Annotated in this window: 25 protein-coding genes; 13 read left to right on the top strand and 12 right to left on the bottom strand. The window is 63.1% G+C overall.

Going from position 1 to position 26,658, the window contains the following annotated elements; genetic code table 11:
- Window positions 1-7: 7 nt before the first annotated feature.
- From BLW62_RS07615 to trkA, 3 genes are all read right to left on the bottom strand, one after another.
- Window positions 8-2,326, bottom strand: a complete 2,319-nt coding sequence (locus BLW62_RS07615) for an amino acid permease (protein ID WP_090507534.1) — start codon at window positions 2,324-2,326, stop codon at window positions 8-10.
- Window positions 2,327-2,492: 166 nt separating this feature from the next.
- Window positions 2,493-3,242, bottom strand: a complete 750-nt coding sequence (locus tag BLW62_RS07610) for an Lrp/AsnC family transcriptional regulator (RefSeq protein ID WP_090506524.1) — start codon at window positions 3,240-3,242, stop codon at window positions 2,493-2,495.
- Window positions 3,243-3,395: 153 nt separating this feature from the next.
- Window positions 3,396-4,730 (bottom strand): Trk system potassium transporter TrkA, encoded by a 1,335-nt coding sequence (gene trkA, locus BLW62_RS07605; RefSeq protein WP_090506523.1) that lies wholly within the window; start codon window positions 4,728-4,730, stop codon window positions 3,396-3,398.
- Window positions 4,731-4,950: 220 nt separating this feature from the next.
- Between trkA and BLW62_RS07600 the strand changes: the two genes are divergently transcribed.
- From BLW62_RS07600 to BLW62_RS07580, 5 genes are all read left to right on the top strand, one after another.
- Window positions 4,951-5,844, top strand: a complete 894-nt coding sequence (locus BLW62_RS07600) for an NOP5/NOP56 family protein (RefSeq protein WP_090506522.1) — start codon at window positions 4,951-4,953, stop codon at window positions 5,842-5,844.
- Entirely contained in the window at window positions 5,837-6,472 is a 636-nt protein-coding gene (locus BLW62_RS07595; protein WP_090506521.1) for a fibrillarin-like rRNA/tRNA 2'-O-methyltransferase, read from the top strand. Before BLW62_RS07600 ends, BLW62_RS07595 begins: the two co-directional genes overlap by 8 nt.
- Window positions 6,473-6,558: 86 nt before the next feature.
- Window positions 6,559-8,142, top strand: coding sequence for a long-chain-fatty-acid--CoA ligase (locus BLW62_RS07590; protein ID WP_090506520.1), 1,584 nt, complete (start codon window positions 6,559-6,561; stop codon window positions 8,140-8,142).
- 115 nt (window positions 8,143-8,257) lie between these two features.
- Window positions 8,258-9,346: a glutamate--cysteine ligase gene (locus BLW62_RS07585; RefSeq protein WP_090506519.1), complete on the top strand. Its 1,089-nt coding sequence runs from the start codon at window positions 8,258-8,260 to the stop codon at window positions 9,344-9,346.
- Window positions 9,347-9,429: 83 nt separating this feature from the next.
- Entirely contained in the window at window positions 9,430-10,122 is a 693-nt protein-coding gene (locus BLW62_RS07580) for a helix-turn-helix domain-containing protein (protein WP_139305384.1), read from the top strand.
- A 9-nt stretch (window positions 10,123-10,131) separates the two neighbouring features.
- Here BLW62_RS07580 and BLW62_RS07575 read toward each other — a convergent pair whose 3' ends face one another.
- Complete coding sequence (locus BLW62_RS07575; RefSeq protein WP_090506518.1) at window positions 10,132-11,235, bottom strand: M24 family metallopeptidase; 1,104 nt, start codon at window positions 11,233-11,235, stop codon at window positions 10,132-10,134.
- A 193-nt stretch (window positions 11,236-11,428) separates the two neighbouring features.
- Between BLW62_RS07575 and BLW62_RS07570 the strand changes: the two genes are divergently transcribed.
- On the top strand, window positions 11,429-12,286 hold the full coding sequence (locus BLW62_RS07570; RefSeq protein ID WP_090506517.1) for a COX15/CtaA family protein: 858 nt from the start codon (window positions 11,429-11,431) through the stop codon (window positions 12,284-12,286).
- Window positions 12,287-12,399: 113 nt separating this feature from the next.
- The gene (locus tag BLW62_RS07565) at window positions 12,400-13,746 is read left to right on the top strand and encodes a metallophosphoesterase (protein WP_090506516.1); all 1,347 of its coding nucleotides are present in this window, start codon (window positions 12,400-12,402) and stop codon (window positions 13,744-13,746) included.
- A 47-nt stretch (window positions 13,747-13,793) separates the two neighbouring features.
- Here BLW62_RS07565 and BLW62_RS07560 read toward each other — a convergent pair whose 3' ends face one another.
- Window positions 13,794-14,285, bottom strand: a complete 492-nt coding sequence (locus tag BLW62_RS07560; RefSeq protein ID WP_090506515.1) for a metal-dependent hydrolase — start codon at window positions 14,283-14,285, stop codon at window positions 13,794-13,796.
- Window positions 14,286-14,629: 344 nt separating this feature from the next.
- Between BLW62_RS07560 and BLW62_RS07555 the strand changes: the two genes are divergently transcribed.
- Window positions 14,630-15,313, top strand: a complete 684-nt coding sequence (locus tag BLW62_RS07555; RefSeq protein ID WP_090506514.1) for a helix-turn-helix domain-containing protein — start codon at window positions 14,630-14,632, stop codon at window positions 15,311-15,313.
- Between the two features lie 48 nt (window positions 15,314-15,361).
- On the top strand, window positions 15,362-15,994 hold the full coding sequence (locus BLW62_RS07550; RefSeq protein WP_090506513.1) for a uracil-DNA glycosylase family protein: 633 nt from the start codon (window positions 15,362-15,364) through the stop codon (window positions 15,992-15,994).
- A 29-nt stretch (window positions 15,995-16,023) separates the two neighbouring features.
- Here the strand turns inward: BLW62_RS07550 and BLW62_RS07545 are convergent, their stop codons facing one another.
- Both BLW62_RS07545 and BLW62_RS07540 read right to left on the bottom strand, forming a co-directional pair.
- Window positions 16,024-17,259 (bottom strand): J domain-containing protein, encoded by a 1,236-nt coding sequence (locus BLW62_RS07545; protein WP_090506512.1) that lies wholly within the window; start codon window positions 17,257-17,259, stop codon window positions 16,024-16,026.
- Between the two features lie 151 nt (window positions 17,260-17,410).
- A complete protein-coding gene (locus tag BLW62_RS07540; protein WP_090507533.1) occupies window positions 17,411-18,781 on the bottom strand; it encodes a DNA polymerase Y family protein in 1,371 nt (456 codons plus the stop codon).
- A 136-nt stretch (window positions 18,782-18,917) separates the two neighbouring features.
- Here BLW62_RS07540 and BLW62_RS07535 point away from each other — a divergent pair, with 136 nt between their 5' ends.
- Window positions 18,918-19,328, top strand: coding sequence for a DUF5518 domain-containing protein (locus BLW62_RS07535; protein ID WP_090506511.1), 411 nt, complete (start codon window positions 18,918-18,920; stop codon window positions 19,326-19,328).
- Window positions 19,329-19,346: 18 nt separating this feature from the next.
- Here BLW62_RS07535 and BLW62_RS07530 read toward each other — a convergent pair whose 3' ends face one another.
- Window positions 19,347-19,676: a transcription factor S gene (locus BLW62_RS07530; protein ID WP_090506510.1), complete on the bottom strand. Its 330-nt coding sequence runs from the start codon at window positions 19,674-19,676 to the stop codon at window positions 19,347-19,349.
- Between the two features lie 169 nt (window positions 19,677-19,845).
- A complete protein-coding gene (locus BLW62_RS07525) occupies window positions 19,846-20,829 on the bottom strand; it encodes a beta-ribofuranosylaminobenzene 5'-phosphate synthase family protein (protein ID WP_090506509.1) in 984 nt (327 codons plus the stop codon).
- 100 nt (window positions 20,830-20,929) lie between these two features.
- Here BLW62_RS07525 and BLW62_RS07520 point away from each other — a divergent pair, with 100 nt between their 5' ends.
- The 3 genes from BLW62_RS07520 to BLW62_RS18600 all read left to right on the top strand — a co-directional run bounded on the left by BLW62_RS07520 (window position 20,930) and on the right by BLW62_RS18600 (window position 23,671).
- Window positions 20,930-21,553 (top strand): molybdenum cofactor guanylyltransferase, encoded by a 624-nt coding sequence (locus tag BLW62_RS07520; protein ID WP_090506508.1) that lies wholly within the window; start codon window positions 20,930-20,932, stop codon window positions 21,551-21,553.
- A gap of 80 nt (window positions 21,554-21,633) precedes the next feature.
- Window positions 21,634-23,361 (top strand): dihydroxy-acid dehydratase, encoded by a 1,728-nt coding sequence (ilvD, locus tag BLW62_RS07515; protein WP_090506507.1) that lies wholly within the window; start codon window positions 21,634-21,636, stop codon window positions 23,359-23,361.
- A gap of 154 nt (window positions 23,362-23,515) precedes the next feature.
- Window positions 23,516-23,671: a hypothetical protein gene (locus tag BLW62_RS18600; RefSeq protein ID WP_175459704.1), complete on the top strand. Its 156-nt coding sequence runs from the start codon at window positions 23,516-23,518 to the stop codon at window positions 23,669-23,671.
- A 39-nt stretch (window positions 23,672-23,710) separates the two neighbouring features.
- Here BLW62_RS18600 and BLW62_RS07505 read toward each other — a convergent pair whose 3' ends face one another.
- The 3 genes from BLW62_RS07505 to BLW62_RS07495 all read right to left on the bottom strand — a co-directional run bounded on the left by BLW62_RS07505 (window position 23,711) and on the right by BLW62_RS07495 (window position 26,512).
- Window positions 23,711-25,114 carry a cell surface protein gene (locus BLW62_RS07505; RefSeq protein WP_090506505.1) on the bottom strand — a complete coding sequence of 468 codons (1,404 nt, stop codon included), beginning with the start codon at window positions 25,112-25,114 and terminating at the stop codon, window positions 23,711-23,713.
- A gap of 387 nt (window positions 25,115-25,501) precedes the next feature.
- Entirely contained in the window at window positions 25,502-25,933 is a 432-nt protein-coding gene (locus tag BLW62_RS07500) for an FAD synthase family protein (protein ID WP_090506504.1), read from the bottom strand.
- A gap of 81 nt (window positions 25,934-26,014) precedes the next feature.
- Window positions 26,015-26,512: a Mov34/MPN/PAD-1 family protein gene (locus BLW62_RS07495; protein WP_076581827.1), complete on the bottom strand. Its 498-nt coding sequence runs from the start codon at window positions 26,510-26,512 to the stop codon at window positions 26,015-26,017.
- Window positions 26,513-26,658 lie beyond the last annotated feature (146 nt).

Raw genomic sequence — 26,658 nt, 5'->3', positions numbered from 1 at the left:
GACTGCCTTAGCGTTCCAGGCGCTGGACGAGCGCCTGACGGAACGTTCGCGGCGCTCGCTGCTCGCCGCGGGACATAATCACTGCTCCGTCGCTTTCTTCGACGATGCGTTGTGGAATCGAACCGTACAACGCCTGCGCGACGGTGCTGGTTCCCGTTGCACCGATCACGATAGTGTCGTACTCGCCGGCGGCGTCGACGAGTGCCCCGGTCACGTCGTCGTCGACGACAACTCGAGAGTCGTACTCTGCCGAGTCGAGACCGGCGTCAGCCGCGACTGAATCGATAGTTTCCCGGCCGACGGCAACCGGATCGATGGGAGCGTTCCCTTCCTCGACAACGTCGTCTCCAGTGGCGTCGTCCAGTTCCGTTTGGACGTTCAACAGCGTGAGCGAACTGTCGGCGAACACGCGGTGAAGTTCGCCCGCTCGGCGCGCGGACGTCGAGGCGTGGGGACCGCTGCCGGCGAGCGAAACGATTCGCCCCGGCGAGTCGGTCGGGTCCTTGACTAACGTCACGTCACACGGCGCACGCTCGAGGAGTGGGTCGATCGTCGACCCGAAGAGAACGTCCCGGCGTCGGCGCTCGCCACCCCAGCCGAGCAGGACGTGGTCGGCGTCCTCCTCGTCGATGACCGAGAGGAGCGTGTCTTCGGCGCTCCGGGCGACGATCGCGCGCGTTCGGACGGCGACGTCTAAGGCCTCGGCGACGTCCCGGACGCTCTCGAGGAGTTGTTGCTGGCGTTCGACGCGCGTTTCCTCGAATTCGATCTGGGCTGGCGAGGTCTGCGGTGGGACCTCGATGACGTTGACGGCGATGAGTTCGGCTTGGGCCTCTTGACTCGCGGCGCTCGCCGCCGCATAGTTCAACAGCGGCTGTTGCGTGTTCGGGTTCGAGACGGGGACGACGACGCGGTAGCCGTCGTCGATCGCGTCCGCCTCCGTCTCCTGGGGGGCGACCGCTTCGCCGATGAGCGTCGTCGAGACGGCCTGCTCTTTCGCGTAGAAGTGATACCAGGCGATGCCGACCCCGACGATTCCGAGGCCGATCAGTTGCACGACCGGTTCCATCTGGAGCATCACTGCAATGCACGTGATGAATCCAAGCGCTGGTACGATCGGGTAGAGGAGCGACGGGATCCGAAAGTCCGGCTCGTACTCGTCGGGCTCAGCCCGTCGCAAAACGACGACTGCGGTGTGGACGAGCGCGTACGTGATGAGGAACATGAAACTCGCAACGTCCGCGAGCGTATCGATCGGAAGCGGACTGGCGATCAGTGTGAGGATAACGGCACCCGTCGCGAGAATTGCTCGATACGGCGTTCGGTACTCGTCGTGGATCTTGTTGAGCCAGTTCGTGAGGATCTTGTCTCGCCCCATCGCGAAGTTGACGCGGGCAGCCGAGAGAATCGACGCGTTCGCCGAGGAGATGGTCGCCAGAATTGCACCGGTGATCATCACCACCGAGCCGACGGTCGCGAACTCGAGCGTGTACTCGCCGATAGCGAGTGCCCCGAACATGTCGGTGGCTGTTGCAGCGACGTCGGCAACAGGGACGTCCGACTCTGCAAGGTCGGGGATCGGAAGCGTGCCCGTGCTGACGAGCATCACGAGGACGTAGAGAATCGTCGGCGTGACGACGGCCGCGATCATCGACAGCGGCAGGTTGCGGCCGGGATTTTTAATCTCTTCGGCGCTGGTCGCGATCACTTCGAAGCCGATGAAGGTGACGAACACCGTTCCTGCGGTTGCTGCAACGACGGGATACCCCTCACCCTCCGGAACGAACGGCGTGAGCAGGTCCGTATCGATCGCGAGCAAGCCGACGAGGATGAAGACGACGATCAGCCCCAGTAACAGAATAACGATGACGTTCTGTAACGACCCCGTCTCTTTGACGCCGCGGTAGTTGATCGCCACGAGGAGCGACGCCATGACGAGTCCGGCCAGAATCACGGCGAACGCGTCGGAGGGTTGATCGAGCAAGTACTGGCCGAAACCGAGCATATAGAAGGCGGTCGCGAACATCAATCCGGCCCACATCCCCCACCCGACGATGGTGCCGAAGAAACTGCCGAGCGCGTGGTTCACGTAGTAGTAGCTCCCGCCGGCTTTCGGCATCCCAGTTGCCAGTTCGGATAACGAGAGGGCAGCCAGCAAGGCGACGACACCGCCGATGATAAACGATATCATGCTCGCCGGGCCCGCGCTCTCGGCGACGATACCAGGCAACACGAAGATTCCCGCACCGATCATCGTCCCAAGTCCAAGGGTGTACGCCTCGAGAAAACCGAGGTCGCGCGCGAGTTCCTGATCGGAGTCAGCCATCGACGGCCTCACCTCGAGGCGACGGCGTTCGAGGTGATGCATCGAATCGATCCGTCGCGAAATTCGCTTCGGTCGGGAAACGCATATACGTGCGGTGAGGCCCGCTGTAGAAATAAGTGTACTGGATTACCAGAAATTAACGCGCTATTTCTATCGATTCAAAAGATTAGTTCACCTCAGTTCTGGATTCGAAAGTGTCGAACGTCGATTCTGAAAATCCGCCGCGAGAAAGCACCGTCAGAATGTCGCCGGGTCGAACGTCGCTTTCACCGCGTGGGGTCAAGACTTCGTCATCTCGTTCGATAGAGACGACGAGGACGCCGTCCTCGAGCAACCCGTCTCGTCCGGCTTCCTCGAGGGTCATATCGGCGATCGGTGCATCGTCGTCGACGGTGAGTTCGACGACTTCGTTCCCACCGGCGAGGCTGATGTAATCCGAAAATTGCTGGGGAGTTTCGACGGGGCCGAAGGGATGGTACGCCTGAAACTGCTCCGTTCGGAGCACCTTCTCGTCCTCGATATCGATGCCGAGCGACGCGAGTTCTCGAGCGACGTCGTTGAGCGCTTCGACGTCGTCACCGACGGCGAGAACGTGGAGATTCTTTCGCCCAGCGACGAACTCGCGAACGTTGACGACGCCGGTGATCGTTCGTGCCTGTTGAGCGAGATGGACCCGTTCTTCGATAGATGCACTCGCGACGTAGAGCGTCGACAACATCTCATCTGCGGTGTCGAAATCGACGTTCGCGTGGTAGCCGCGGATGATCCCGGCGTCCTCGAGTTGGGAGATTCGGTTTCGGATCGTCGCCGGTGAGACGCCGACCTCATCGGCGATCATGGGAGCAGACGTGTTTCTGGCATCACCCATCAACGCGTGGATAATCCGTTTGTTGACCTCGTCGAGGCGAATACTCATAGCCGCCGGTACGAGACTCCCATTGAAGGATTCTCCCTTTTTGTTCGCCCTGTCCGCGTGAAGCGACTGTCGAGACGAGAGAGCGACCGCTCGAGTGACGACGAATCGACCAGACCGACAAACGAGAGAACCGACTGCTCGAGGGAGTAGTGGCTACAACACTGCAGACACTTCATCGAGCACCGTCGCGTCGACGAAGAGCACGACGTGGTCGCCGGGTTGGGGCTCTGTGGTTCCGCGGGGGGTGATGAGGTCGCCACCGCGAGAAATCGCGCCAATGACGACGCAATTGGGCAGGTCGTCCATCGATTCCGCGATCGGTCGTCCAGTCAAGGCACTGTCCTCGCCGAGTTCGACCTCGATGACCTCGGCGCGGTCGTGCTCGAGCATGGCGATCTTCTCGGTTTGATTCGTGCGCGTAAAGCGGATGATCTCCTCGGCGGTCTCCTCACGAGGGTTGATCGCGACGTCGATCCCGACGGTCTCGAAGAGGTCGGTGTACTGCGTGTTCTCGATGATCGCGACCGTTCGGTCGACGCCGACGCGCTGGGCCAGCAAGGAGACGAGCAGATTCTTCTCGTCGCTGTCGAGTGCGGCGACGACGATATCGGCTTCGTCGATGTGTTCGCGGGCCAGGAACTCCCGGTCCGTCGCGTCGTTTTCCATGACGAACGTCTTCGGGAGCGCCTCTGCAATTTCGCGGGCGCGGTCGTGTTCTCGTTCGATCAATCGCGGCTCGAACCCGTGGGCCTCGAACTCGCGGGCGGCCTGAAACCCGATTTCGCTGCCGCCGACGATGACGACGTCCTCCGTCGGCGAGGTCGTATCGGAGACGGCGTCCAGCGCGAACTCCTTGACGGACTCGGGGCTCCCGATGACGACGATTCGATCACCCGCACAGAAAACGGTCTCCCCGCGGGCGACGATCATCTCTTCGCCCCTGAAGACGCCGGCGAACGTCATCGAGTCGTACTCGTCGGCCTCGCTGACGCGTTGGTCGACGAGGGGGCTCTGCGCGTCGATTTCGAACTCGGCCATCCGGATGAGTCCCCCGGCGAACATCTCGACGTCCTGGGCCTGCGGGAACCCCGAAATTCGAAAGATCGTCTGTGCGACCAGCAAGTCGGTACAGACCATGAAGTTGACGCCGAATCCACCCTGTGACCCCTGCCAGGTGTCGAGTAACGTTCGGTTCCGGACTCGAGCGATCGTGAACGCGTCGCTGTCGGTTTTGACCGTCCCACAGACGACGATGTTCGTCTCGTCGTTGTCGGTACACGCGACGACGAGATCCGCCTTCTCGAGACCCGCCTCGTGAAGCACCTCGAGGTCCGTGCCGTCGCCCTCGACGGCGAGCACGTCGTAGGTGTAGGTGAGGTCGTCGACGATGTCGGGATCTCGATCGACCATCGCGACGTCGTGTGAGTCCTCGAGATTAGAGGCGATCATCTTCCCGACCTCCCCCGCGCCGACGACGAGGACGTACATTACTGACCGCGCCTCCGCGAGACCATAACGAATCGAAGGTTGTGGCGGTGAGACGAAAGGCGTTACGACGTCCTCCAGTTGGTGACCCACACTCCTATCACGAGACATCGGTGGCCAACGAATCCGCCAGGACCCTCGAGTCGGAGCGTTCGAAGCGACCGCGAGGCCGAGGCTAAACGTTTCGAGAACGCATATACGGGCCCGGCCACCAAGGGACAGTATGACCGATACGTTCGCCGCGGACGATGGATGGTTCGCGAACGTCGACGCGGAGGACACGGCGGCCGCCGCGACGGCGATTCGCGAGGGGCGCACCGACGAGCCTCGAGACTGGCCGACGCTCGCGCTCGAGGCCGGATCCGTCGACGACGAGGACGGGTACTACGACGCGCTCCACGAGGCGTCCACGGCGGCGACTCGAGCGGCCGTGACCGAACGCGAAGCGGCGGACGACCGCCAGTTAGTCCACGCCGTGCGTGCGATGGACGACTGTGCGCGGACGGCGAACGAACTCGCCGAACGCCTGGCCGAGTGGGCCGGGACGGTCGACCCCGACGCCGGGACGGGGATCGATTACGCCCGCGAGCTGGTTGCTCGAGACCAGACGAGCGAGCACCCACCGCAGCCACTCGTCTCGCTCGCCGAGCGCGTCGTGGGACTGGCCGACGAAGCCGAGGCGTTACGAGAGTACGTCGAGCGACAAATGCCGACAGTCGCGCCGAACCTCGCGGCGCTCGCCGGCCCCGTCCTCGGTGCGCGACTGATCTCGCTGGCCGGAGGACTCGAGGATCTCGCGAAGAAGCCGAGCGGAACGGTGCAGGTGCTCGGGGCCGAAGACGCGCTGTTCGCTCACCTCCGAGGGCACGCGCCCTCGCCAAAACACGGGATCATCTACACCCACGACGCGGTGGGACAGACCCATCCCGACGAGCGGGGCTCGGCGGCGAGAGCCCTCGCCGGGAAACTCGCCATCGCCGCCCGCGTCGACCACTACTCCGGCGAGAAAAAGCCCGACCTCGAGGCCGAACTCGCGGAGCGAATCGAGACGATTCAAGCCCGAACCGACGACGTTGGTGGGGGAAGTGACGACGAACCGGAGGGAGACGATGAGTGACGCGCTTCCGGCTGGCGTCGAGCGACGCAAAATCGACGGGACGGAACGCCTCGCAACCCGCGGGGAGCCCGTCTACGGTGAACCGACGGACGGCGAGTGGCGAGCCTGGAACCCGAACCGATCGAAACTGGGGGCGATGCTCGAGTTGGAGATGGACACCTCCCTCGCGGGTGAAGAAACCGTCCTCTATCTCGGCGCAGCGAGCGGAACGACGGTCAGCCACGTCGCCGACTTTTCCGGGCCGACGTACGCCGTCGAGTTCGCGCCTCGTCCGGCCAGAGACTTGCTCGAGGCGGCGGACTCTCGTCCGCGGCTCTTCCCGTTGCTCGCGGACGCCAGAAAACCGGAGACCTACGCGCACGTCGTCGAGTCCGACGTCGACGTGCTCATTCAGGACGTCGCGACCCGCGGACAGGCCCGCGTCGCCTGCGAGAACGCCCGATTCCTCGCGGACGACGGCCGATTGCTCCTCGCCGTGAAGGCCCGAAGCGAGGACGTCACGCGAGAGCCAAGCGACGTGTTCGCGGACGTTCGCGAGGAACTCGAGTCTGGATACGACGTACTCGAGACGCGCAGACTCGACGACTATCACACGGACCACCTCGGAGTCGTCGCTCGGCCGCGATAGCTCGAGTTCGTTTTGGAGCGGATGGCCGACGGCTGGGTCAGTGTGCGATAACAGATATAAGGACGTTTGTAATACACTAGCGTGTTATGTCTGCACACCCCACGATTGGCGACACGCTCGAGCAGACGGTAGATCGACACCCCAACCGGGAAGCGATCGTCTACCCTCGAAAGGACCAACGGTGGACCTACGAGGAGTTCGACGAGCGCGTGAATCGACTCGCGAACTCGTTTCGCGAGTTGGGCGTCGAGAAGGGCGACCGCGTCGCGACGGTGCTTCAAAACGGCTCGGAGATGGCGCTCACCGTCTACGCCTGTGCGAAACTCGGAGCCGTCTTTACGCCGCTGAACTTCCGATTGCCGCCGGGTGAGATCGAGTACATCGTCAACGACGCGGCGGCCGACGTCGTGATGTTCGAATCGTCGACACAGGAAGCCATCGAAGGGGCGAAGCAGGCCCTCGAGACCGTCGACTCGTACGTGTTCATCGACGAGGACGCGCCCGAGTACGCGAGCAGTTTTTACGACCTCCTCGAGTCCGGGTCGCCCGAGCGACCCGAGGCCACCGTCGAAGAAGACGACGTGTACGCGTTCATCTACACGTCGGGAACGACTGGTCGGCCGAAAGGAGTGGTCCACGAACATCGGAGCATGGTCGAGCACAACCTGTTGTGTATCGCGGAGATGAACCTCACCCGCGACGACGTCGGATTGTCGATCATGCCGCTCTATCACTGCGCCGAGTTACACTGTAACCTGTTCCCGCGGGTTCACCGGGGCGCGACGAGCGTCATCCACCACGAGTTCGACCCCGTCGCCGCGCTCGAGGCCGTCGACGAGTACGACGTCTCGCTCCTGTTCGCCGCACCGACGGCGTGGAACGCACTGTCGCTCACCGCCGCGGACTCACCCGTCGACAGTTCCTCGCTTCGACTCGGGCTCTACGGCGCAGCGCCGATGCCAGAACAGGTCCTCGAGAACTGCCGAGAGCACCTCTGTGATGACTACGTGCAGGCCTACGGCATGACCGAAATTGGGCCTGCAGGCGTCTTTCAGCCACCCGAGGATCAACGCCCGAAGCAGGGCTCCGCCGGGTTACCCGGCCTCAACCATCAGGTGCGTATTGTCGAACCCGATGCGGACCCGGATCAGACGCTCGAGGATGGAGAAATCGGTGAGATCCTCATCGCCAGCCCTTGCGTGATGCGCGAGTACTGGAACCGCCCCGAGGCGACCGAGCACTCGCTTCGGGAGGCTGAGGGAACGACGTGGTATTACACCGGCGACCTGGGCTACCGAGACGAAGACGGCTACCTCTTCGTCGTCGACCGAAAGGACGACATGATCGTCTCCGGCGGCGAGAACATCTACCCCGCGGAGGTCGAAGACGTCCTGTTCGCCCACGACGCCGTCGAAGAAGCCGCCGTCCTCGGCGAACCCGACGAGGAATGGGGCGAACTGGTCGTCGCCTACGTCGTCGCCGACGGCGTCACCGCCGAGGAACTTGATACCGCAGTGCTCGAGAGCGACGACTTGGCCGACTTCAAGCGTCCGCGCGCGTACTACTTCGTCGACGAACTTCCGAAGAACCCCAGCGGAAAGGTCCAGAAGTTCAGGCTTCGCGAGGACGACGACGCCGGCGAACCGGACGCAGAGATCACGACCACCTGACCTTCTGGCGAATTCTATCGCCCGTTTTGCCTCCTCGAGCGTTTCGATGGGAATCACACCGCAGTCGGGTCCGAGTCCAAACGGTATTTATCACCGCGGGCGAAAACGAAAGACGATGGAACGCGGGTCCCGAGAATCGTTTACGCGCATGGGCACGCTAGGGATCGAAGAGGAGTGTTTCGTCGTCGACGACGACGGCCGTCCCACGAGTGGCACCGACGAACTCGTCTACGAACACGACCCGCCGGAGATCCTCGACGACCGCCTCGACCACGAACTGTTCAAGTTCGTCATCGAGACGCAGACGCCGTTGATCGAGGAGCCAAGCGACGCCCGCGAGTCGCTGCTCGAGATCCGACGGGCGCTGGTCGAGCACGCGACCGAGCACGGCTTCCAGATCGCCGCCGCCGGCTTACATCCCCTCGCGAAGTGGCGCGAACTTGAGCACGCCGAAAAGCCCCGCTACCAATCGCAACTCGACCGAATTCAGTATCCACAGCACCGAAACACGACGGCGGGCGTCCACGTCCACGTCGGCGTCGACGACGCGGACAAAGCCGTCTGGATCGCGAACGAACTGCGCTGGTACGTCCCGATCATGCTCGCGCTCTCGGCGAACTCGCCGTACTGGAACGGATTCGACACCGGCCTCCAGTCCGCGCGTGCCAAGATTTTCGAAGCGCTGCCGAATACGGGCATGCCGACGTACTTCGAGGACTACGAGGCGTTCGACCGATTCGAGCGCCAGATGCTGGCGACGGACTCGATCGAGGACCGCGGCGAACTCTGGTACGACGTGCGTCCGCACACGGCTCACGGAACGGTCGAACTCCGTACGCCGGACGGACAGGCCGACCCCGACATCGTGATGGCGTTCGTCGAGTACGCCCACGCACTCGTCGAGGCCCTCGCCGCGGACTACGAAGACGGCGCGCCCGGCTACGGTCGCGAGCACCGCCGCGAACTCCTCGACGAAAACAAGTGGCGGGCGATCCGTCACGGTCGCGACGCCTCGTTCGTCGCTCACGACCTCGAGGGAACGGTTGGTCTGGCCGAGGTCGTCGACCGCGAGTGCGAACGCCTCGGTATCGAGGGGATCAAGCGGGTCTACGAGCGCGAAAGCGGTGCCGAGCGCCAGCGTCGACTCCGCGAGGAAGATAGTCCCGACGCCTTGTGCCAGTCACTGCTTCTCGGAACCGAATAACGACCGCTGCCCGTCCAGCGAGTCGGTTCAGGTGTCCACAAAGATTTACTGCCGTGGGACGTGTCGCCACACTCGAGAGACAGATGGGTTCGGACAACACAGACGGGAGTCCGCACGAGGAGAACCACCCCGACCGTCCTCGAGACGATGACGACGCCGTCCGAACGGCCGCACTCGAGGAGGTCGATCAGCGAATCGTCGATCTGCTCTCGTGGATTCTCGACACCGAGACCCGCGCGAAGATTTACGTCTTCGTACTCGCGAACCCCGCGAGCACCGCAGAAGAGGTGGCGACGGGCACTGGCCTCTATCCGAGCACGGTTCGAGAGGCACTCGCAGAACTCCACGGAGAAGAGCGAGTCACGCGCGAGAAACGCGTAAACGACGGTGCCGGCAACAACCCCTACGCCTACACTGCGATCCAGCCGAGCGACCTCGTCGGCGGCGTCGTCGATCAGGTTCAACACGAGTTGAACACGATTTTCACGCTCGATAGTGTCATCGGACGCCCGAACGACGAGGGCCCGAACGACGAGGATACCGACCTCGAGCCAGTCACGATTACCGTCGACGACACGACGGCCGAGGCCCCGAGTGAGACCGATTCGGTCGAAGCACGAGACGAGTCAGACTCGAGTACAGAGACGGATAACCCAGACTCGGCTACAGAGGTGGACGATCCGGAGTCGATCACACCGAACCGTCTGGAGTCGGATACTGACGATGCCACCGACTCGACTGGTGTCGACGACTCGGACCAGCGGACGGACGACTAAGTCAGTTCCTCACTCCTCGAGACCGAGGACGGCCGGACGCTCGAGTTCTAACTCGTAGCCGACAGCAGTTGCCGTCGTGGTCGGCCAGCGATCCGTCGTCGTTAGTTCTTCGACCGATTCGGCCGTGACGAGTGCGGTTCCTTCGCTTTTGGCTCCCTGAACGGTCGGATTCCACGCGTACGCCATGGGTTCGATCACCGGCGCGCGGTGGTCGGGCGTCGCGATCCACTCTCGCCCGGCGAAGCCGGCCGCACCGCCCTGATGGTGGTACTCCCACTCGCCGTCGTAGCCGACGACGTCGTAGGCGTCTCGAATCGCCGAGAAAACGGTTCCCGCGGATTCGCCCTCGAGGGCCGCCTGCTGGGTCGCTGCGAGCGCGGTCGTCTCGACGCGAGTCGCTGCCGCGTGGCGCTCCTCGAGCCACGCGGGCGGGTCGAACGCGACGGTTCGCGTACAACTCGCGTGGAGGCCGGCGCGCTGGGTCGTAACTGAGACGAGCACGTAGTCGCCGAGTTCGGCCGTCGTCGGCGTGTAGTGGCGGTACTCCTGGGCGCGCTCCGCGCCGCCGACGAGCACCACCGGCGCTTCGATGTCCCGCGCCGTCAAGGCGACTCGCAGCGCCGAGGCGACCTCGTGTTCGGTGTCCTCGGCTCGGAGTTCGCGACAGACCGATTCGACGGCGGCGGCGGTTTCTCGCCCCAGCGTCCGATAGCGCTCTCGATCCTGCTCGGTCAATGGCTGTCGAAGCGGCGTCGGATCGATGCGTTCGAGGCCGGGAAGGTCGACGTCCGCCGCTGCCCGTTCGTCCGTACCGACGCGACCGGCGATCGCGTCGCCGAGCGACGAGGCGTGCCAGGAGTACGTCTCGAGCGAGACGTCCTCGGCGTCGAGATCCGGAAGTTCCTCGGCCGCGATTCGATCCGCTTCGATGTTGTTGGTCACGACGCGAACGTCCGTCCCGTCGTAGCCCACGGCGGCGACGCCCGACTCCGTTTCCCGGTCGATCACGTTCGAGCCACCCGTCAGCCAGGCGAAACTGTTCGGCCGGGCGAACCAGACCGAGTCGAGTCCGTTCGACTCGAGGTAGGCCTCGAGTCGCTCGCGTTTGTCCATAGCGGGTGCTGGGACGGACGACGTTTGAATGCGACGAACGCGAGGGCCCGCCTCGAACGGGGCCTCGAGCGAACGTGTCGAATCAGAAGTCGGATGAATCGCCAGCGTCCCGTCCCTGTCTGGCGATTCCAGCAGTGTAGGAACGACTCGGGTAACCTAAGTAGCGATAGTGCTAACCCTCGGCTGAACGCCTGTGTCGACCGATAGTTACACTTCCCGTCCGGTACTTCGTCCGCTGATCGAACGGTTTGGCTTTCGCCACCTGCTCGTGACGACGCTCTTGCTGGTCGCCGCGACGATTCTCCTCGGCGTTGCGGCGAAGGCGACCGGGTCAGGGCTCGCCTGCGAGCAAAACTGGCCGCTGTGCGACGCCGGACCATACAACGCGTTCCCGGCGAACATGCCCAGTTTCTACGAGTGGTTCCACCGCTTCGTCGCGATGTTCGCCGGGTTCGCCATCGTCGCCACGGCAGTCGCGTCCTGGCGGCTGCCCGACATCGACAACCGGATCGCCGGCCTCGTCGTTCTCGGCGCGGTTTTGACGCCGATTCAGGTCATCCTCGGCCGCGAAACCGTCACGCAGTACACGATGGACATTCTCCAGCTTCACTTCTGGACGGCGGTGCTCATCTTCGTCCTGTTCGTGGTCGCGACCGTCCTCGTCTGGGAGTCACAACTGACGGCGACTCACGCAACCGCCTCGCTCGCCCTCGGCGCGCTCTCGCTTCCGTTCCACGTCGCCCTCAGTCCCTTCGCACTCGGCGACATCACCGCCTACGGCCCGTCGCTGCAGATGGCCCAGTACGCCGTGATGCTCGTCTCCATCGCGGCCGTCCTCGTCGCGTTCATGATCGGACGACGCCAGTTCGGGAACGGCCAACTCACCGCATTGCTCGGCTTCACGACGGCCCTCGCGTTCGTTGTCACGTTCCTCGCTCGAGAGGCCGTCAATCCGGCCTACGACGCCGTGTACCTCGCTTCCACCGCCCTGTTGTTCGTCTTCCTCGCGATCAGTATGTGGCGAACGCGAATCGCCGCGAACAGCGCGTAACGCCGTTCGAAGGACACGGTTTTTTGGGAGTTCCGTCAGAAGATCCAAACGAATCGACACGTCTCGATGGAACGGGACACTCCTTTGAGGGTGGACTCGAAACCCCCAGAAGAATGGCCGACAACGCCGACGGGACGGTCTACTACGTGATCAGCGATTTACACATCGGTGGTGACGAACAACTCGAGCACGTCGAGTTTCTCGACGAACTCCTCGCGTTTCTCGAGGAGTTAGAGACGACGGACGAAGACGCCGAGTTACTGATCAACGGCGACGCGTTCGGGCTCTGGGAGTTCACCCAACTCGATGGCGTCGAGAAGTTCGACTCGCTCGTATCGTCGTACCCCCAACTCTTCGAGCAGTTTCGGGCGACGGGAGAGAACGTCCAGATCACGCTGTTGCCGGGCAATCACGACTACGAACTCGCGGCCTACGAGGAGTACGTCGAGCGCTTCGCCGAGTACAACGTCGACCTCGTCCAGGAGGAGTCGATCACCCGACCGGTCGGCGAGCGCGAACTCTGGCTCGAGCATGGGATGCAACGGGATCCGAACAATCGGATCGAAGATTTCGGTAATCAACACGACAAACCGCTGGGATACTACGTAAACCGGCACGTGACGAGTCGTGCGGGCCAGTTGTCGGATCGCGGCCGATACAACTGGCTCAAAGACATTCAGGCGGTCGCCCCGATGCAACGAATTCCGACGTGGATGACCTCGAAGTACTTCTATCGGGAGATGAACCCCTTGCTTCGGTACGCAGCGGTGCCGTTTCTGTTGTTGTTCAATATCAGCGTCGTCCTCGCGGTACTCGCCGGCCTCGACCTAGCGGGCGTCTGGTCGGCCCCGATGGCGTACTTCGAGAGCGGCCTCGTCTATCTCGGACCGGCTAGCACCCTTGTCTACTCCTTGCTCGCGGTCAACGTGTCGGTCGTCGGCTTGTTGTTACTGATCGGCGTTCCGCTGTATCTCGTCGCTCGAGACGTCCGAGTCACCCTGAATCGCTTCGGGATCTTCGAGGACGACGAACCCGCTGATCCGACGAAGCCATACCACGAGGCTGCACGAGCGGTTTTCGAGGAGCGACCGCAAACGGCCGTCTTTTGCTACGGACACACCCACCGGCCGGCCGTCACCGAACTCGAGGACCGTCTCGTCGTCAACACGGGCACCTGGTTGAAGCGACTCTACCGTCGCGAAGTCGTCGCCGGATTGCTCCCGCCGGTCTTCCAGCCGTCTTTCCAGTTGAGCTACGCGCGTATCGCGGCTGAATCGGACGGCATCGTCGTCGAGTACGAAACCGTCGAAAAACCCGATCCGATTGCAGAAGAGCTCACGTACACTGAACGACTGCTCACCGTCGGTATCGAGCCCGAACTCGATATTCCGAACCGATCCGTCGTGAGCGAAGACGCGACAGTCCCCGAACCCAAACCCGAACCCGAACCGGCTGACTGAGACCGTCGTATGCTGACGACCTGAGGCGACTATTCGCGTTGTCGAGGTTAGCCGAAGGTGACGACGACTCCGATTCCGAGGAGCGCCATCCCGGCACCGATCGCAAGGAGGACGTAGTTCGCGATCGGATTCGCCGCGGTCGTCACACCGAGTGAGTAGTGACGCCTCGAGAGCGGCCAGAACGGACGAATTCCCATCGGAGTCAACGCGTCTGCGAGGAGGTGTGAACCGATCGAAAGCGTGCCGACGACGAAGGCAAACGTGACGAATCCGACGTCCGCTGCCGGCGAGGTGGCATCGACGAGTATGGCCGTGGCAGCGGCGAGGACGGTTCCGACGGCCACCGCGAAGCCGACCGTGTGAGTCGGACCACGGTGGTCGATCAGGGGGAGTTTGTGGTCCACGTCTGGAATTGTCGAGAGGCCAACGCAAACGAGTGCGCCGAGTATCGCCACCGTCTCGTTCCCAGCCAGTCCGATAGCGGTTCCAACCGGTGCGTACGCCACCAACGCGGCCCCGTAGTGACCGACCTGGTACATCGTCCGTGGAAATTGCCTATCCGGTAATAAACACACCGCAATCGAGACGTAAAGGTCGCGATCGACGGCGTATTTGGCCGGTTCAGGCGTCAACTTCGACTCATCACCACCAGTAGAACACAGAGACGTACACGGTACGCCCCACCCAACTCGAGGACGCGTTCGGTCGCCGTTCACATTTAAATGACTTCGATACCCAACCAGCCAATTCTTGAACGTCCCTGCAGTTGTTACAGCGAACGGTTCCTCCATGTGTGATGATATTCGACGAACACTGACAGGACAGGGAGAACAGTCGAAAACCGACTACGTAGGCGGTTCGTCACTCGAGAGGACCGCGTGAGATGAGCATCATCGCGACAGTCGCCGTCCCGTCGACCGATTTTCCGCTTGGCACACTCACCGACATCGACGAGGACGTCACACTCACTGTCGAGACGACGGTGCCGACCAGCGAGTCGGTTGTCCCGTACGTCTGGGTCCCCGAGCCCGCCTCCGAGTCAGTCGTCGACGCCCTCGAGGCTGAATCAGTCGTCGGAACCGTCTCGACGGTCGATCGAACGGCCGACCACGTCTTGCTCAAGGTGACGTGGAACGAGCGGGTCAACGGCCTTCTCGAGTCGATTCGAGCGCAGGATGCGATCGTCACGAGCGCCGTCGGGACGGGAACGCAGTGGACGTTTCGGCTGCGATTTTCTACCTACGAATCGCTCTCCGCGTTCTATCGCAGTTGCGTCGACCAGGGAATCTCCATCGAACTCGTTCAGCTACACGAAACGGTGAGTCCCACCGAGACCCACCAGTTTGGCCTGACTACACCCCAGCGCGAAGTGATCGAGGATGCGTATCGAGCGGGGTACTTCGACGTTCCCCGCGAGTCGACGCTCGTCGACCTCAGTAACAAACTCGAGGTCTCCGACTCCGCGGTCTCACAGCGCCTGCGTCGGGGATTGGCGACACTCATCGAGGAGACGCTCGCTCCCGATCGACCCGGAGACGGCCCGCTGAACGAACTCGACTCGCTGTGATCGGACGGGACCGACAGTCTATATGCGCTCGAGGCCCTGCTCACTGTCGTGAAGAACGTCACGGAGCGGACTCACAACCCGTTTGGACTGCGACCACCGTTCGATCGCACGAGGCCCGACGAGCGAACGGCCGTCTTCGGCTACGGCGACGCGAACGCCGACTTTCACTTAATCGGCAACTATCCCGGTCTCCACGGCGGACGCGAGAGCGGCGTGCCGTTTACCGAAACCGAGGCCGGCGAGCGCGTCCAATCGATCGTTCGTGAGGTCGGCTTCGCGGAGGGCTCTTGGAGCGAGCCAACCGTCGAAAACCTCTTCTGTAGCTACCGGCACATGTGTTGTCTCCCGCCGGGCGAGACGCCCGACGAATCGACGTACGACGAACTCGAGCGATACTTCGACGCCGAGTTGCGCGCGATCAACGCCCACATTCTCCTGCCCGTCGGCGAGCGCGTAACCGACCACGTCCTCAGATCCTACACGACCCAGCGCGACCGTCTCGACCTCGAGATGGCCACGCTGCACGCACAAGAAATCCGCGGGCGTGGCTTCATGGTCGTCCCGATCAGGGATCCGACCGCGTGGGAAGACACGGAAGCCGACGCGATTATCTCGCGACTCGAGGCGATTCTCGGACGCGACTACCGCCAGACGAAGGGCGTCGCGACGCGTGTCGGATAAAAAGCGACGGGCGAGCGAAACGGCGAGTGCTATCGGCCGAGGTGCTTCCGGATCGTCGCCCGAATCGGAAGCGCGAGACCGCCGACAATCGGCAACAGGACGAATGCGACCAGGTCGACGACTAACGCGGGTTCGCCACCGACGCCGAGTCCGACTCCCAATCCTGCCAGGGGGCCCAAAACCGGGAGGACGTACAGATACGAGGGCGTCCACCCCGGGCCGCGACGCGTGTGCTGGACGATCACCGAGAAGAGCACCGGCATGAGCACCGCGCCGGCGAGCAGCGGACCGCCGACGAGGGCGGCCGTCACGCCGAGTCCCAGCGCGAGGACGATCGTTTCGTCGATCGAGAGTGCACCGAAGAGGTCGCTCGAGCGACGCACTCGAGCGCCGAGCAAGACGAGACCCGTCAGACCGACGATCGCGCCCAGCGCGGCGTACCACAGGTGGGCCTCGAGTGGCACTGCGAACGGTTCGAACGCCGCGAGGAACGAGGCGATGGGATCGACTCCGTGCCGGCCGGTCGAGAGGAGTTCCCAGTGTTCGCCGAGGTCGCTACCGACAGCACCGAGGTCACCGGCTAGCCCAGCGAGTTCGGCTTCGTTCTCGAGGGCGACGTGAGCGAGACCGACGAGATAGACCAGCAGGGAGCCCCAGATCAACGGGAGCGAGAAGTTCTGCCGTCGCCACCAGCGGACGGCCGCGTTGCGTTCGGATGTAGTGTCTGAAGAGGTCGCCGTCTGGTGGCTCGTCGTGCGTGTACGTCCACCGGTACTCGTTGCGCCGGTACTCGTCGTCGATCCAGACTCTCCACTCGTCGCACTCGCACTCGAGGCCGTTGCGCTTGTACCTGTTGCACCACTCGTCGCACTCGAGGCCGTTGCACTTGCACCCGTTGCACCACTCGTCGCGGAAGCCGTCTGCTTCGTCGCGGCGGAACCGGCACTAGCGCTACTCGAGGAACTGTTCGTGTCGTCGCTGTCGTCGCTCGAGTCGTCGGAACTTCGCCACACCGATGCGGAGGGGAGCCCACTCGTTCGTTTGGCGACGTAGTCTTCGTGCCCGAGTCGATCGTAGGCCTGCTGTTCGACGGGGTCGCCGAGGATGTCGTAGGCCTTCTTGACCGCCGTAAACTGCGCTCGAGCGCGTTCGTCGTCGTTGTGATCGGGGTGGTACTCGCGAACCTTCTCGCGATAGGCCGTTTTGATCTCGTCCTGGGGGGCATCGGACGGTACGTCGAGAAGGTCGTAGAAATCCTCAGTCATGTGAAAGTCAGCGTGTCTTGTACAAACTGTTGGGCGGGGATATAATTAGATTGTTTGTTTCAGTTGAGACCGCATTGTCTGTATTATGAGAGTATAGGACTTCACTTACGACACGCCTCTCAGCTGCTCGGATTCATCACCGCCTCCACGTTCAAAAGTCGGTGAGCGAGGTCTGCCCGCGTTCAGCCGTCGAACGCCCTTCGTCGGAAGTTGATTCTGCTTCTGTGTCAGGTTTCGTGTTCGTCTCAGTTACTCGAGCATCTCCTGGCTCGTCCGCAGACACCTCCTCGCCAGCGGACACGTCGTCGGCTGTGGCGTGTGGCGAACGTGATTCCCACCCGTCGAGGTCCGCCTGATCCGCCGCCGCGAACTCGAGGTTTGCCACCCTGACGCCGACTTTTCGAACCGACTCGGACTCGAACTCCGAGAACAGATCGTACGCGATTCGATCGACGAGATCCGGATCGTCGACCGGGCCGGAGAGCGATCGCTCGCGGGTGTTGACGTCGTACGGCGGGAGGACCGCCTTGACGCCGACCGTCCGATAGAGTGCCCCCTCGCGTCGGGCACGGTCGGCGACGGCCGCCGCGAGCGTCTCGATCTGTTCGTACTTCTGCGTCGGGTCCTCGACGGGTTCTGCGAACGCCGACTCTCGAGAGAAGCTCTTTGGCTCACCCTTGGGCGTTACGCGTCGGTCGTCGTCCCCGTGGGCGCGATCGTACAGTTCCCGGCCCCGCTCGCCGAAGCGTTCGACCAGTGGCTCGGGATCGGCCGCCGCAACGTCTGCAGCCGTCTCGAGCCCCATTTCGCGAAGCGCGCGAGCGGTAACGGGACCGACGCCGTGGAGCAAGTCGACCTCGAGCGGCGCGAGGAACGCTTGTACGTCGCCGGGTTCGACGACGGTCAAGCCGTCGGGTTTGTCGAAGTCGCTCGCGATTTTCGCGGCGCTCATCGTCGGCGCAACGCCGATGCTGACGGTGATGCCGACCTCGCGTCGAATTCGGTCTTTGATGTGGCGACCGAAGCCGTCTGCAACCTCCCAGGCGGTCCGGTCGGTCACGTCGAGGTAGGCCTCGTCGATGCTCACCTCCCTGACGACGCCGGCACACTCGTGGAGGATTTCCCGAACCTCGCTCGCGACCGACTCGTAGTAATCCATGTCGACGGATCGGTAATATCCCGTCTCCTCCACCGAACGGTCGTCGTGGACCCCGTCGTCAGTTTCGTCGCTCCCAGCGTCGCCTTCGAGTGGCCCGCGCCGAGGCAATCGCTCGAGCGCGCTCGAGATCGCTTGCGCGCTCTCGACGCCGAACTCACGGGCTTCGTAGCTGGCCGTGGCAACGGCACCGATGTCGTCGCCGTGCTCGTAACCCATCCCGACCACGACCGGTTCGCCGTCCAGCTTGGGCTCGCGAAGCCGTTCACAGGAGGCGTAAAAGCAGTCCGCGTCGACGTGACAGACGATCCGCTCTTCCTGGTTGTCGTCCGTCTGCACGCCGGGCAGCCGCGGCCCCTCGGTCATTCGTTCACTCGAGAGTTCGTCCGCGTCGTTGTGAACGTTGTGCCCCACCGGTCGCCGAATCACCGCTGTCGTTCGATATCAATAGAGTTGACACATCAATCGAATTACTTTCCTCCCAGCGGCGAGAGCGCCACGTATGGATTCACCGTCTGCAGACACGCCACCTCCGATCGATACGTACGGATCCGACGACGAATCGGACTCGAGCACGCTGTTCAACGCGCTCGTCGGTGCCGCGGTCGGTATCGTTCTCTCGTTCGTCCCAGGGTCGACGGTAATCGGTGGAGCCGTCGCCGGCTATCTCGAGGGAGGGGAACCCGCAGACGGTGTCTCAGTGGGAGCACTGGCAGGGTTCGTTATGCTCGTCCCGATCGTGCTCTTTGGATTCCTCGGCATGGCCCTGTTCGTCGGACCCGCCGGGGGCGCCGGGGGTGCCGGATTCGGCGTGTTCGGACTGCTCTTTCTCGTCGTGTTCGGCGGACTCTACACCGTCGGGTTGAGCATTCTCGGCGCGGTCGTCGCAATCGTTCTCAAAAACGGTCTGTGACGCGAGACCGAAGCGAATTCAGTTGTATCCGCGCCAGCGCTTCCCACACTCGGTACACTTGAAGAATCGCGTCGGCGGCTCGTCGGCGGAGGCCGTCTGTTTGAGCGTGTACCACGCCTCCTGGTTGCCACAGTCGTCACAGACGACATCGGTCGCCTTCGGTTTCCCTTCGAAGTTGGCGTTTTCGTCCGACTCGATGATCTCTGCGTCCGTCTGAGATTCCGTCGAGACGAACGCGTCTTCTTGCTCTCGGTCGCGTTCGCTCAAGGCCCCACAGTCCGCACTCGTACAGACCATCTGATCGCCGTCGGCTTTCATCATCGAGCCGCATTCGTCGCAAAAGCGCATATCTGAGCGTAGCGGGTCGACGGGCAAAAGGATAGTGTCGAGCGCAAGAGACTCCCATTTCGGGCCATCTGGCCTCGCCGGATTAACTCGAGCGTCGCTTACTGCGTTGAGAGCGGGCAGACTCGAGCGTCGCTTACTGCGTTGGGAGCGGCCAATCTCGAGGATCGGCTTATTGGGTTGGTGACGGGGTGACTCGAGCACCGGTGTCGCTCGGCCGCGTCACGATAACGTCCCCCTCGAGTCCGTTCGTTTGGAGTGCGTCTCGAGCGGCCGCTTCGGCCTCGTCTGCGTGGTCTCGGTCGGTGACCCCGTAGACGACGGGGCCCCACGACGACTGGCCGACGCCGGTACAGACCGGACATTCAGAGAGCGTTTCGACGAGCACACCCGCCGGGGGCCGGAAGACGCCACCCTGAGCGTCCGCATACCACGAACCGTTCTTCCGACCGATTTCGGCGATCGCGTCGCCGAATGCCTCGAGGCTTCCCTCCGCTGCGGCAGGAAGGAGTTTGCGGGTGACGACGCCCGCAATTTCGTCCGCCACGGCAGGGTCGGCTCGCTCGACGACGGTTCGCATGCTCGCGTCTTCGTCGTCGCCGCTTCGGCCGGGTTCGGCATCCGGAACCACGACGAGGAATCGCCACTCCGCGGGCAGATCGTGGCGGGCAACGGCCGGGGGAACAGACCAGTCGCCCTCCGCAGGCGGTTCGGTCGTAAATCGATTCGTCGGGTGGCCCGCGTCCACGACGAAACCGCCGGCTTCGAACGTCGCGACGCCAACGCCGCTGCGCCCGCCACGGCCCATCGCCGGCGCCAGCGCTCGCACGTCCACCTCGAGGTCGTGTGCGCTGGCCGTCGCGGCGAGAATCGAGAGCGCGAGTTGCGTACCGCTCCCCAATCCGACGTGACGGGGCAATCGCTCCTCGAGCGAGATCGACACTCCAGACACGTCGAGGGCGTCTACCGCGCGTTCGGCGTACGCTCGAGCGAGTTCGTCATCGCTCTCGACAGCAGTCGACGGTTCGGCGGTCACCCTCACGCGTGGCTCCTCGAGGCCGACGCCGATGCCGCCGTAGAGTCGTCGTCGCGCGAGCGAGAGGTTCTGAAAGCCGACGTGAACTCTCGCGCCCGTGGTGACCGTCGCCGTCGTCATAGGGCGCGGTAGGAACCCTCCCTAGAAGGGGGTTTCGACGGCGACACGTGCTCGTGGCGTCGCCAGCCATTTATACAGCGTCGGTGCTATCGAACGAATAATGACCGACGACTCACGCGCCGGTGTCGTCCTCGCCGGCGGTTTTTCGACCCGCTTCGGCGAGGCCGACAAAGCCGTCGCCGAACTCGCCGGAACGCCGATGATCCGACACGTCGTCGACCGATTGGGAGGAGTCGTCGACGACTGCGTGATCAACTGCCGCGACGATCAACGCGAAGCGATCGAATCTGCACTCGAGGGCAGCGACCTCAGCCTCACGTATGCAACCGATCCAGAGCCAGACCGGGGTCCACTGGCCGGCATTCAGGTCGGTCTCGAGGCCGTCGACGCGGCGTACGCGGCCGTCGTCGCCTGCGACATGCCCCACGTCGATCCGGCGTTGCTTGACTACCTTTTCGAGCGCGCCCGCGGCCGCGACGCCGCCGTCGTTACGCTCGAGGACGGCTGGTACCAGACGACACAGGCCGTCTACCGTGCCGACGCGATGGCTCGAGCCTGTGAAACGGCGCTCGAGGAGGGCGACGGCCGAATCGTCACCGCGTTCGAGAGCATCGACGTCGACCTGGTCGAGGAAAGCGAACTCGAGGACGTTGCCCAGCGGACGTTCGAGAGCATCGACACGCAAGCGGCGCTTCGCGACGCAGAGCGCCATCTCGAGGGCTGAGCGTCGTCCTCCGCCGCGGGAAGTCAGAACCTGCTGGCTGAGAAAGGGTAACTTATACCGTTTCGACGCAAGGGTCGACCATGAGCAGCGACGACGAGTTCGACTACGGCAAAGACGAACGCCTCAAAAGCAGCGAGGTCACACAAGGCGCAGAGAAAGCCCCCCACCGAGCGATGTTCCGGGCGATGGGCTTCGAGGACGAGGACTTTGGCTCGCCGATGATCGGCGTGCCCAATCCGGCCGCCGACATCACGCCGTGTAACGTCCACCTCGACGACGTCGCGGAGTCGGCACTCGAGGGCGCGGACACGGCTGGCGGGATGCCCATCGAGTTCGGCACGATCACCATCTCCGACGCCATCTCGATGGGGACGGAAGGGATGAAGGCGTCGCTGATCTCTCGAGAGCTCATTGCCGACAGCGTCGAACTCGTCTCCTTCGGCGAGCGGATGGACGGTCTCGTCACCGTCGCCGGCTGTGACAAGAACCTGCCCGGCATGCTGATGGCCGCGATCCGGACGGATCTTCCGAGCGTCTTCCTCTACGGCGGCTCGATCATGCCCGGCGAGCACGAGGGCCGCGACGTCACCATCGTCAGCGTCTTCGAGGGCGTCGGGACCTACGGCACCGGCGAGATGAGCGGCGAGGAACTCGACGACTTAGAACGAAGCGCCTGTCCCGGCGCTGGCTCCTGTGGGGGCATGTACACCGCAAACACGATGGCCTCCATCTCCGAAGCGCTCGGTCTCGCCCCGCTCGGCAGCGCATCGCCACCAGCGGAGGACGAGGAGCGCTACGAGGTCGCCCGCCGCGCCGGCGAACTCGCCGTCGAGGTCGTCGAGGAGGATCGCCGTCCTTCCGACGTCATCAGCCGCAAATCCTTCGAGAACGCCATCGCGCTCCAGACCGCAATCGGCGGCTCGACGAACGGCGTGCTCCACCTGCTCGCGCTCGCCCGCGAGGCCGACGTCGACCTCGAGATCGAGGACTTCGACGAAATTTCGCGTCGCACCCCCAAGATCGCCGACCTCTCTCCCGGCGGCGACCACGTCATGAACGACCTCCACGAGATCGGTGGCGTCCCAGTCGTGATCCGCCGACTGCTCGAGGCCGATCTCTTCCACGGCGACGCGATGACCGTCACGGGCCGGACGATCGAGGAAGAACTCGAGACGCTCGACCTGCCCGACGAGTCGGAAATCGACGCGGAGTTCCTTTACCCGGTCGACGACCCCAAAGAATCGGAAGGGGCGATCAAGATTCTCACGGGCAATCTCGCACCCGACGGCTCCGTCCTGAAGGTGACCGGTGACGACGAGTTCCACCACCACGGCCCCGCGCGAATCTTCGAGGACGAAGAGGACGCGATGGAGTACGTCCAGGAAGGCCACATCGAAAGTGGCGACGTGATCGTCATCCGAAACGAAGGGCCGAGTGGCGGCCCCGGCATGCGGGAAATGCTCGGCGTCACCGCCGCCGTCGTCGGTGCCGGTCACGAAGACGACGTCGCACTCATCACCGACGGCCGCTTCTCCGGTGGCACCCGCGGCCCGATGATCGGCCACGTCGCCCCCGAGGCGTTCGTCGGCGGCCCAATCGGCTTGCTCGAGGACGGCGACGAGATCACCGTCGACATTCCAGAGCGCACCCTCGAGGTCGATGTTGACGACGCTGAACTCGAGGCTCGCCGCGAAGCGTGGGAGCGCCCGGACCCACCGTACGATGGGGGCGTGCTGGCCAAGTACTGCCGTGACTTCGGGTCGGCATCCCACGGCGCGGTGACGAACCCCGGCCTCAAACGCGAGTAATCGATTCCCGACTACGGTCTACTCACGACTCGTTTTCGATCGATGCTGACTCGTTCGTTCCGGTGACATTCCGACGCAAGCGAGTGCATGGACCGTCGCTTTCCTGCACGAAGCTTTCGGGCCCATGTCGTCGAGTAGTACGCAAGATACGTCGATGTACAAATACTGCCTCGAGTGTGATTGGTACGCGAGTACGGACGCCGGACAGACGCCCAGAGAGGTTTCAGAGGACGCGATCGATCACTTCGTCGAAACGGGACACGCCGTCGATTCGATCAGACTACCGCCGCCAATCGTCCTGCAAAATTAGTCGGTGTGACGGTGCAGAAAGCCAGTTCGGCTCGTCGGCTTAGTTGAATCCGGGCGAGTTCTCGATTTCGGTGTCGAACTCGTCGACGACGCGAACGCCGAGTCCGTGGAAGTCCGGAAGACGTGGGCCGTCGCCGTCCTGTGCGGCCTCGACTGCCTCGTCTTCGAACTCGTCGATCGGGTGTGGTTCGACGACATCGACGTACTCGCGGTCCTCGATGCTCATGACCGAGAAGCCGGGCGTGATGCCGGTCGCTGCGTGGGGGTCGCCCGAGACCGGGTCGGGGCCGCGCAGGCTGACGAACATGTACTCGCCGTCGGGTGAGGACCACATGATGTCCGGCGCGTCGCTGTCTGCCGGGTCGTCGTCCTGATCCGGACCGTACTGTTCGATGTAGCCGTCCTCGACTGGTTCGTCGGTCTCCGGGTCGACGACGACGCCGTCGTTCGTCTCCCGGTTGAGGATCCACAGCTCTTCGCCGTCGGGGGTGAACCAGAAGCCGTGTGCGTCGACGCCTTCCGTGTCACCTTCCTCGAGGATGAACTCGTCTTCGGCGGTATCGTAGACGTAGTAGTGTCCGACGCCGTCTTCGCCCTCGTCGGGGTCCGACGGTGCGCCGGCAGTGAGGTAGAACTTCTCGTCCTCGTAGTGGGGCATCGTTCCGCAGTTCGTCGGCGCTTCTTCCTGCGTGTACGCGCGCTCGATTTCGAACTCGTCGTGATCGACGATCACGAGTCCAGCGTTCCCGTACTCCGGGCCGAGCGTGTGAAGCGAGCGACCGTCGGCCGTGTACTGGTGACAAATCGGGTGGGCCGGTTCGACCTCGTTGTCCGAGACTTCGTCGCTCTCCCCGAGTTCGATGCGGTCGACCTCTTCGAACTCGCCGTTTTCGGTGTCAGCGTCGAGGCGGACGATACTACCGTAGTGGCCGTCTTCCATGTCGCCCATGACGTCGACGGTGATGTATTCGTCGCCGGGACTGAACGCGGCCATGTGCGTGGACGGCCCGGTCTCGATGTCCGCGACGAGTTCTTTCTCCTCGGTGTCGAAGACGAGTGTTCGGCCGCCGGCCGTACAGGCGATAGCGGCGTAGGCGTAGTCCGAACTGAAGTCGATCATGTGCGGGACGATGTCGTCGGCGTCGATACCGAGGTCGTTGACGTCGATGTAGTCCGTCATCGCGAACTCGTCGTCGCCGTCGTCGGCGTCGGCGGCCGGTTCGTAGATGAAGATGTCGTCTCGGCCCTGATCGAGCGCCCAGACTTCGTACGATCCGTCACCCTCTTCGAGGTCCGGGTCGATGTCGTAGTCCTCGTCGTCAAACTCCGACTCCTCACCGTTGTCGTCGTCACCATCGCCGTCACCCGCACAGCCAGCCAGTGCCACTGCACTCACTGTTGCACTCCCCACCAAGAACCGTCTGCGTGTTGCATCCATTCGCATACACATCCCTGGGGACTACACCGTCAAAAAGTTGCGGGTTTCAGCCTCTCTACCACCCGATTTCAGCAGTTTAGCCATAGGACGAGGCAATAATTGACTCGAGTTCAGACACTCACATCCCCCCAGCATCCGAATACTGCCGCTGTTGGGATCACCACGATGGATCACCGGGCAGAATTAGGACAATATTGCCGCCATCTATGACTGGGAATGCAGTGTGAATCCCGACAGTCGAACGCCGCTGAATCGGGTCGCCGTCTGCGAAAGACGCGCCACTCGAGGAGACAAGCGGCCCTGTGGCCACGAGCATCGCTCGACTGTGAGCAGTACCGGTTCGTGTCAACGCAGATACGCAACGTCTGCTGAGACGAACGTGAACGACACCAATTACGAACGCTGCTCGAGAATCCGTTCGATGATCAGCCGCGTCGAGAGGATTTCGTCGTCTGCGACCGATTCGCGGCCACTCGCGCGTTCGACGGTACATTCGAGTCCGCGACGCTCGAGTTCGGCTTCGATCTGTGCGTCGTCGTGGTGTTGGTCGTGGCCCAGCGCGATTACGTCGGGGTCGATCTCCTCGATCGGCACGAAGATATCCTCCTCGTGGCCGAGAATCGCCTCGTCGACTGCCTCGAGGGCGTTGACGACGTCCCGGCGTTGGGTAGCCGGACAGATCGGTGTCTCCTTGTGGTCGACGTTCGCCTTTCGAGCGACGATCACGTACAGTTCGTCGCCCATCGCCGCGGCCTCCTCCAGATAGTGAACGTGGCCGGGGTGGACGATATCGAACGTTCCCTGTGCGATGACCGTTTTCGTCATGCGTTCCTCCCGTTCAGCCGTCGGTACCCACGCGAACGAACCGTCGTCGCCGAACTCGTCGGCATCGTCTGACGTATCATGCTATCGTCGAAGGTCGTCGTCGATATCCGCCTGTGTAAAGTCGAAGAAATCATCGGTGTCGGGTAGTTCCACGTCGATCACGTTCAGCCGGGTCGAGTGCCCCTCCGAATCGAACGCCTGCCAATCCGAGCGACGATAGGGTGCGCCGATGATGATGTGGACGCTCCCCCGGCCGAACGTCTCGAGGTCCGCCGCACTCGGCGAGATCACGCCGTTTGGATGGGAGTGAACGCTGCCGAGTGCCTTCACGTCGTTTGGAATCTGGCTCGTTCGAACCGTCGCGCTCACGCTGTTGGACTCGGTTCCCGGAACGACGAGCACGTCGGTAATGACGAGTCCATCCTGCTCGAGGCCCAGCTCCTGGGCATCGGTACCCCGGAGGAACCCCATGTACTCGTGTGGGTGCGTCGCCTCCGAGGATTCGAGTGCGAACTCGAGGGTCTCCTCGGCGATGCCGAGAATTTCGCTCGAGCGAAACAGCGCGTCGAACAGCCCCATATCAGGCCCTGCGTGCTTGCGGTTGCTAAACGTTCCGATCAGGTAGTCGACTCCGCGGTCAGGAGTTCACACCCGTTTCGCGGCGAATCGCTTCGAGGAATGTCTGAATTATCAATGATGTTTGTGGAAGATCAACTAGGTGTCAG

Origin of the sequence: Natronorubrum sediminis (genome assembly GCF_900108095.1) — an archaeon.
Taxonomy (GTDB): domain Archaea; phylum Halobacteriota; class Halobacteria; order Halobacteriales; family Natrialbaceae; genus Natronorubrum; species Natronorubrum sediminis.
The sequence above is the reverse complement of the archived record's forward strand: the minus strand, read 5'-3'. Positions and strand labels throughout refer to the sequence as shown.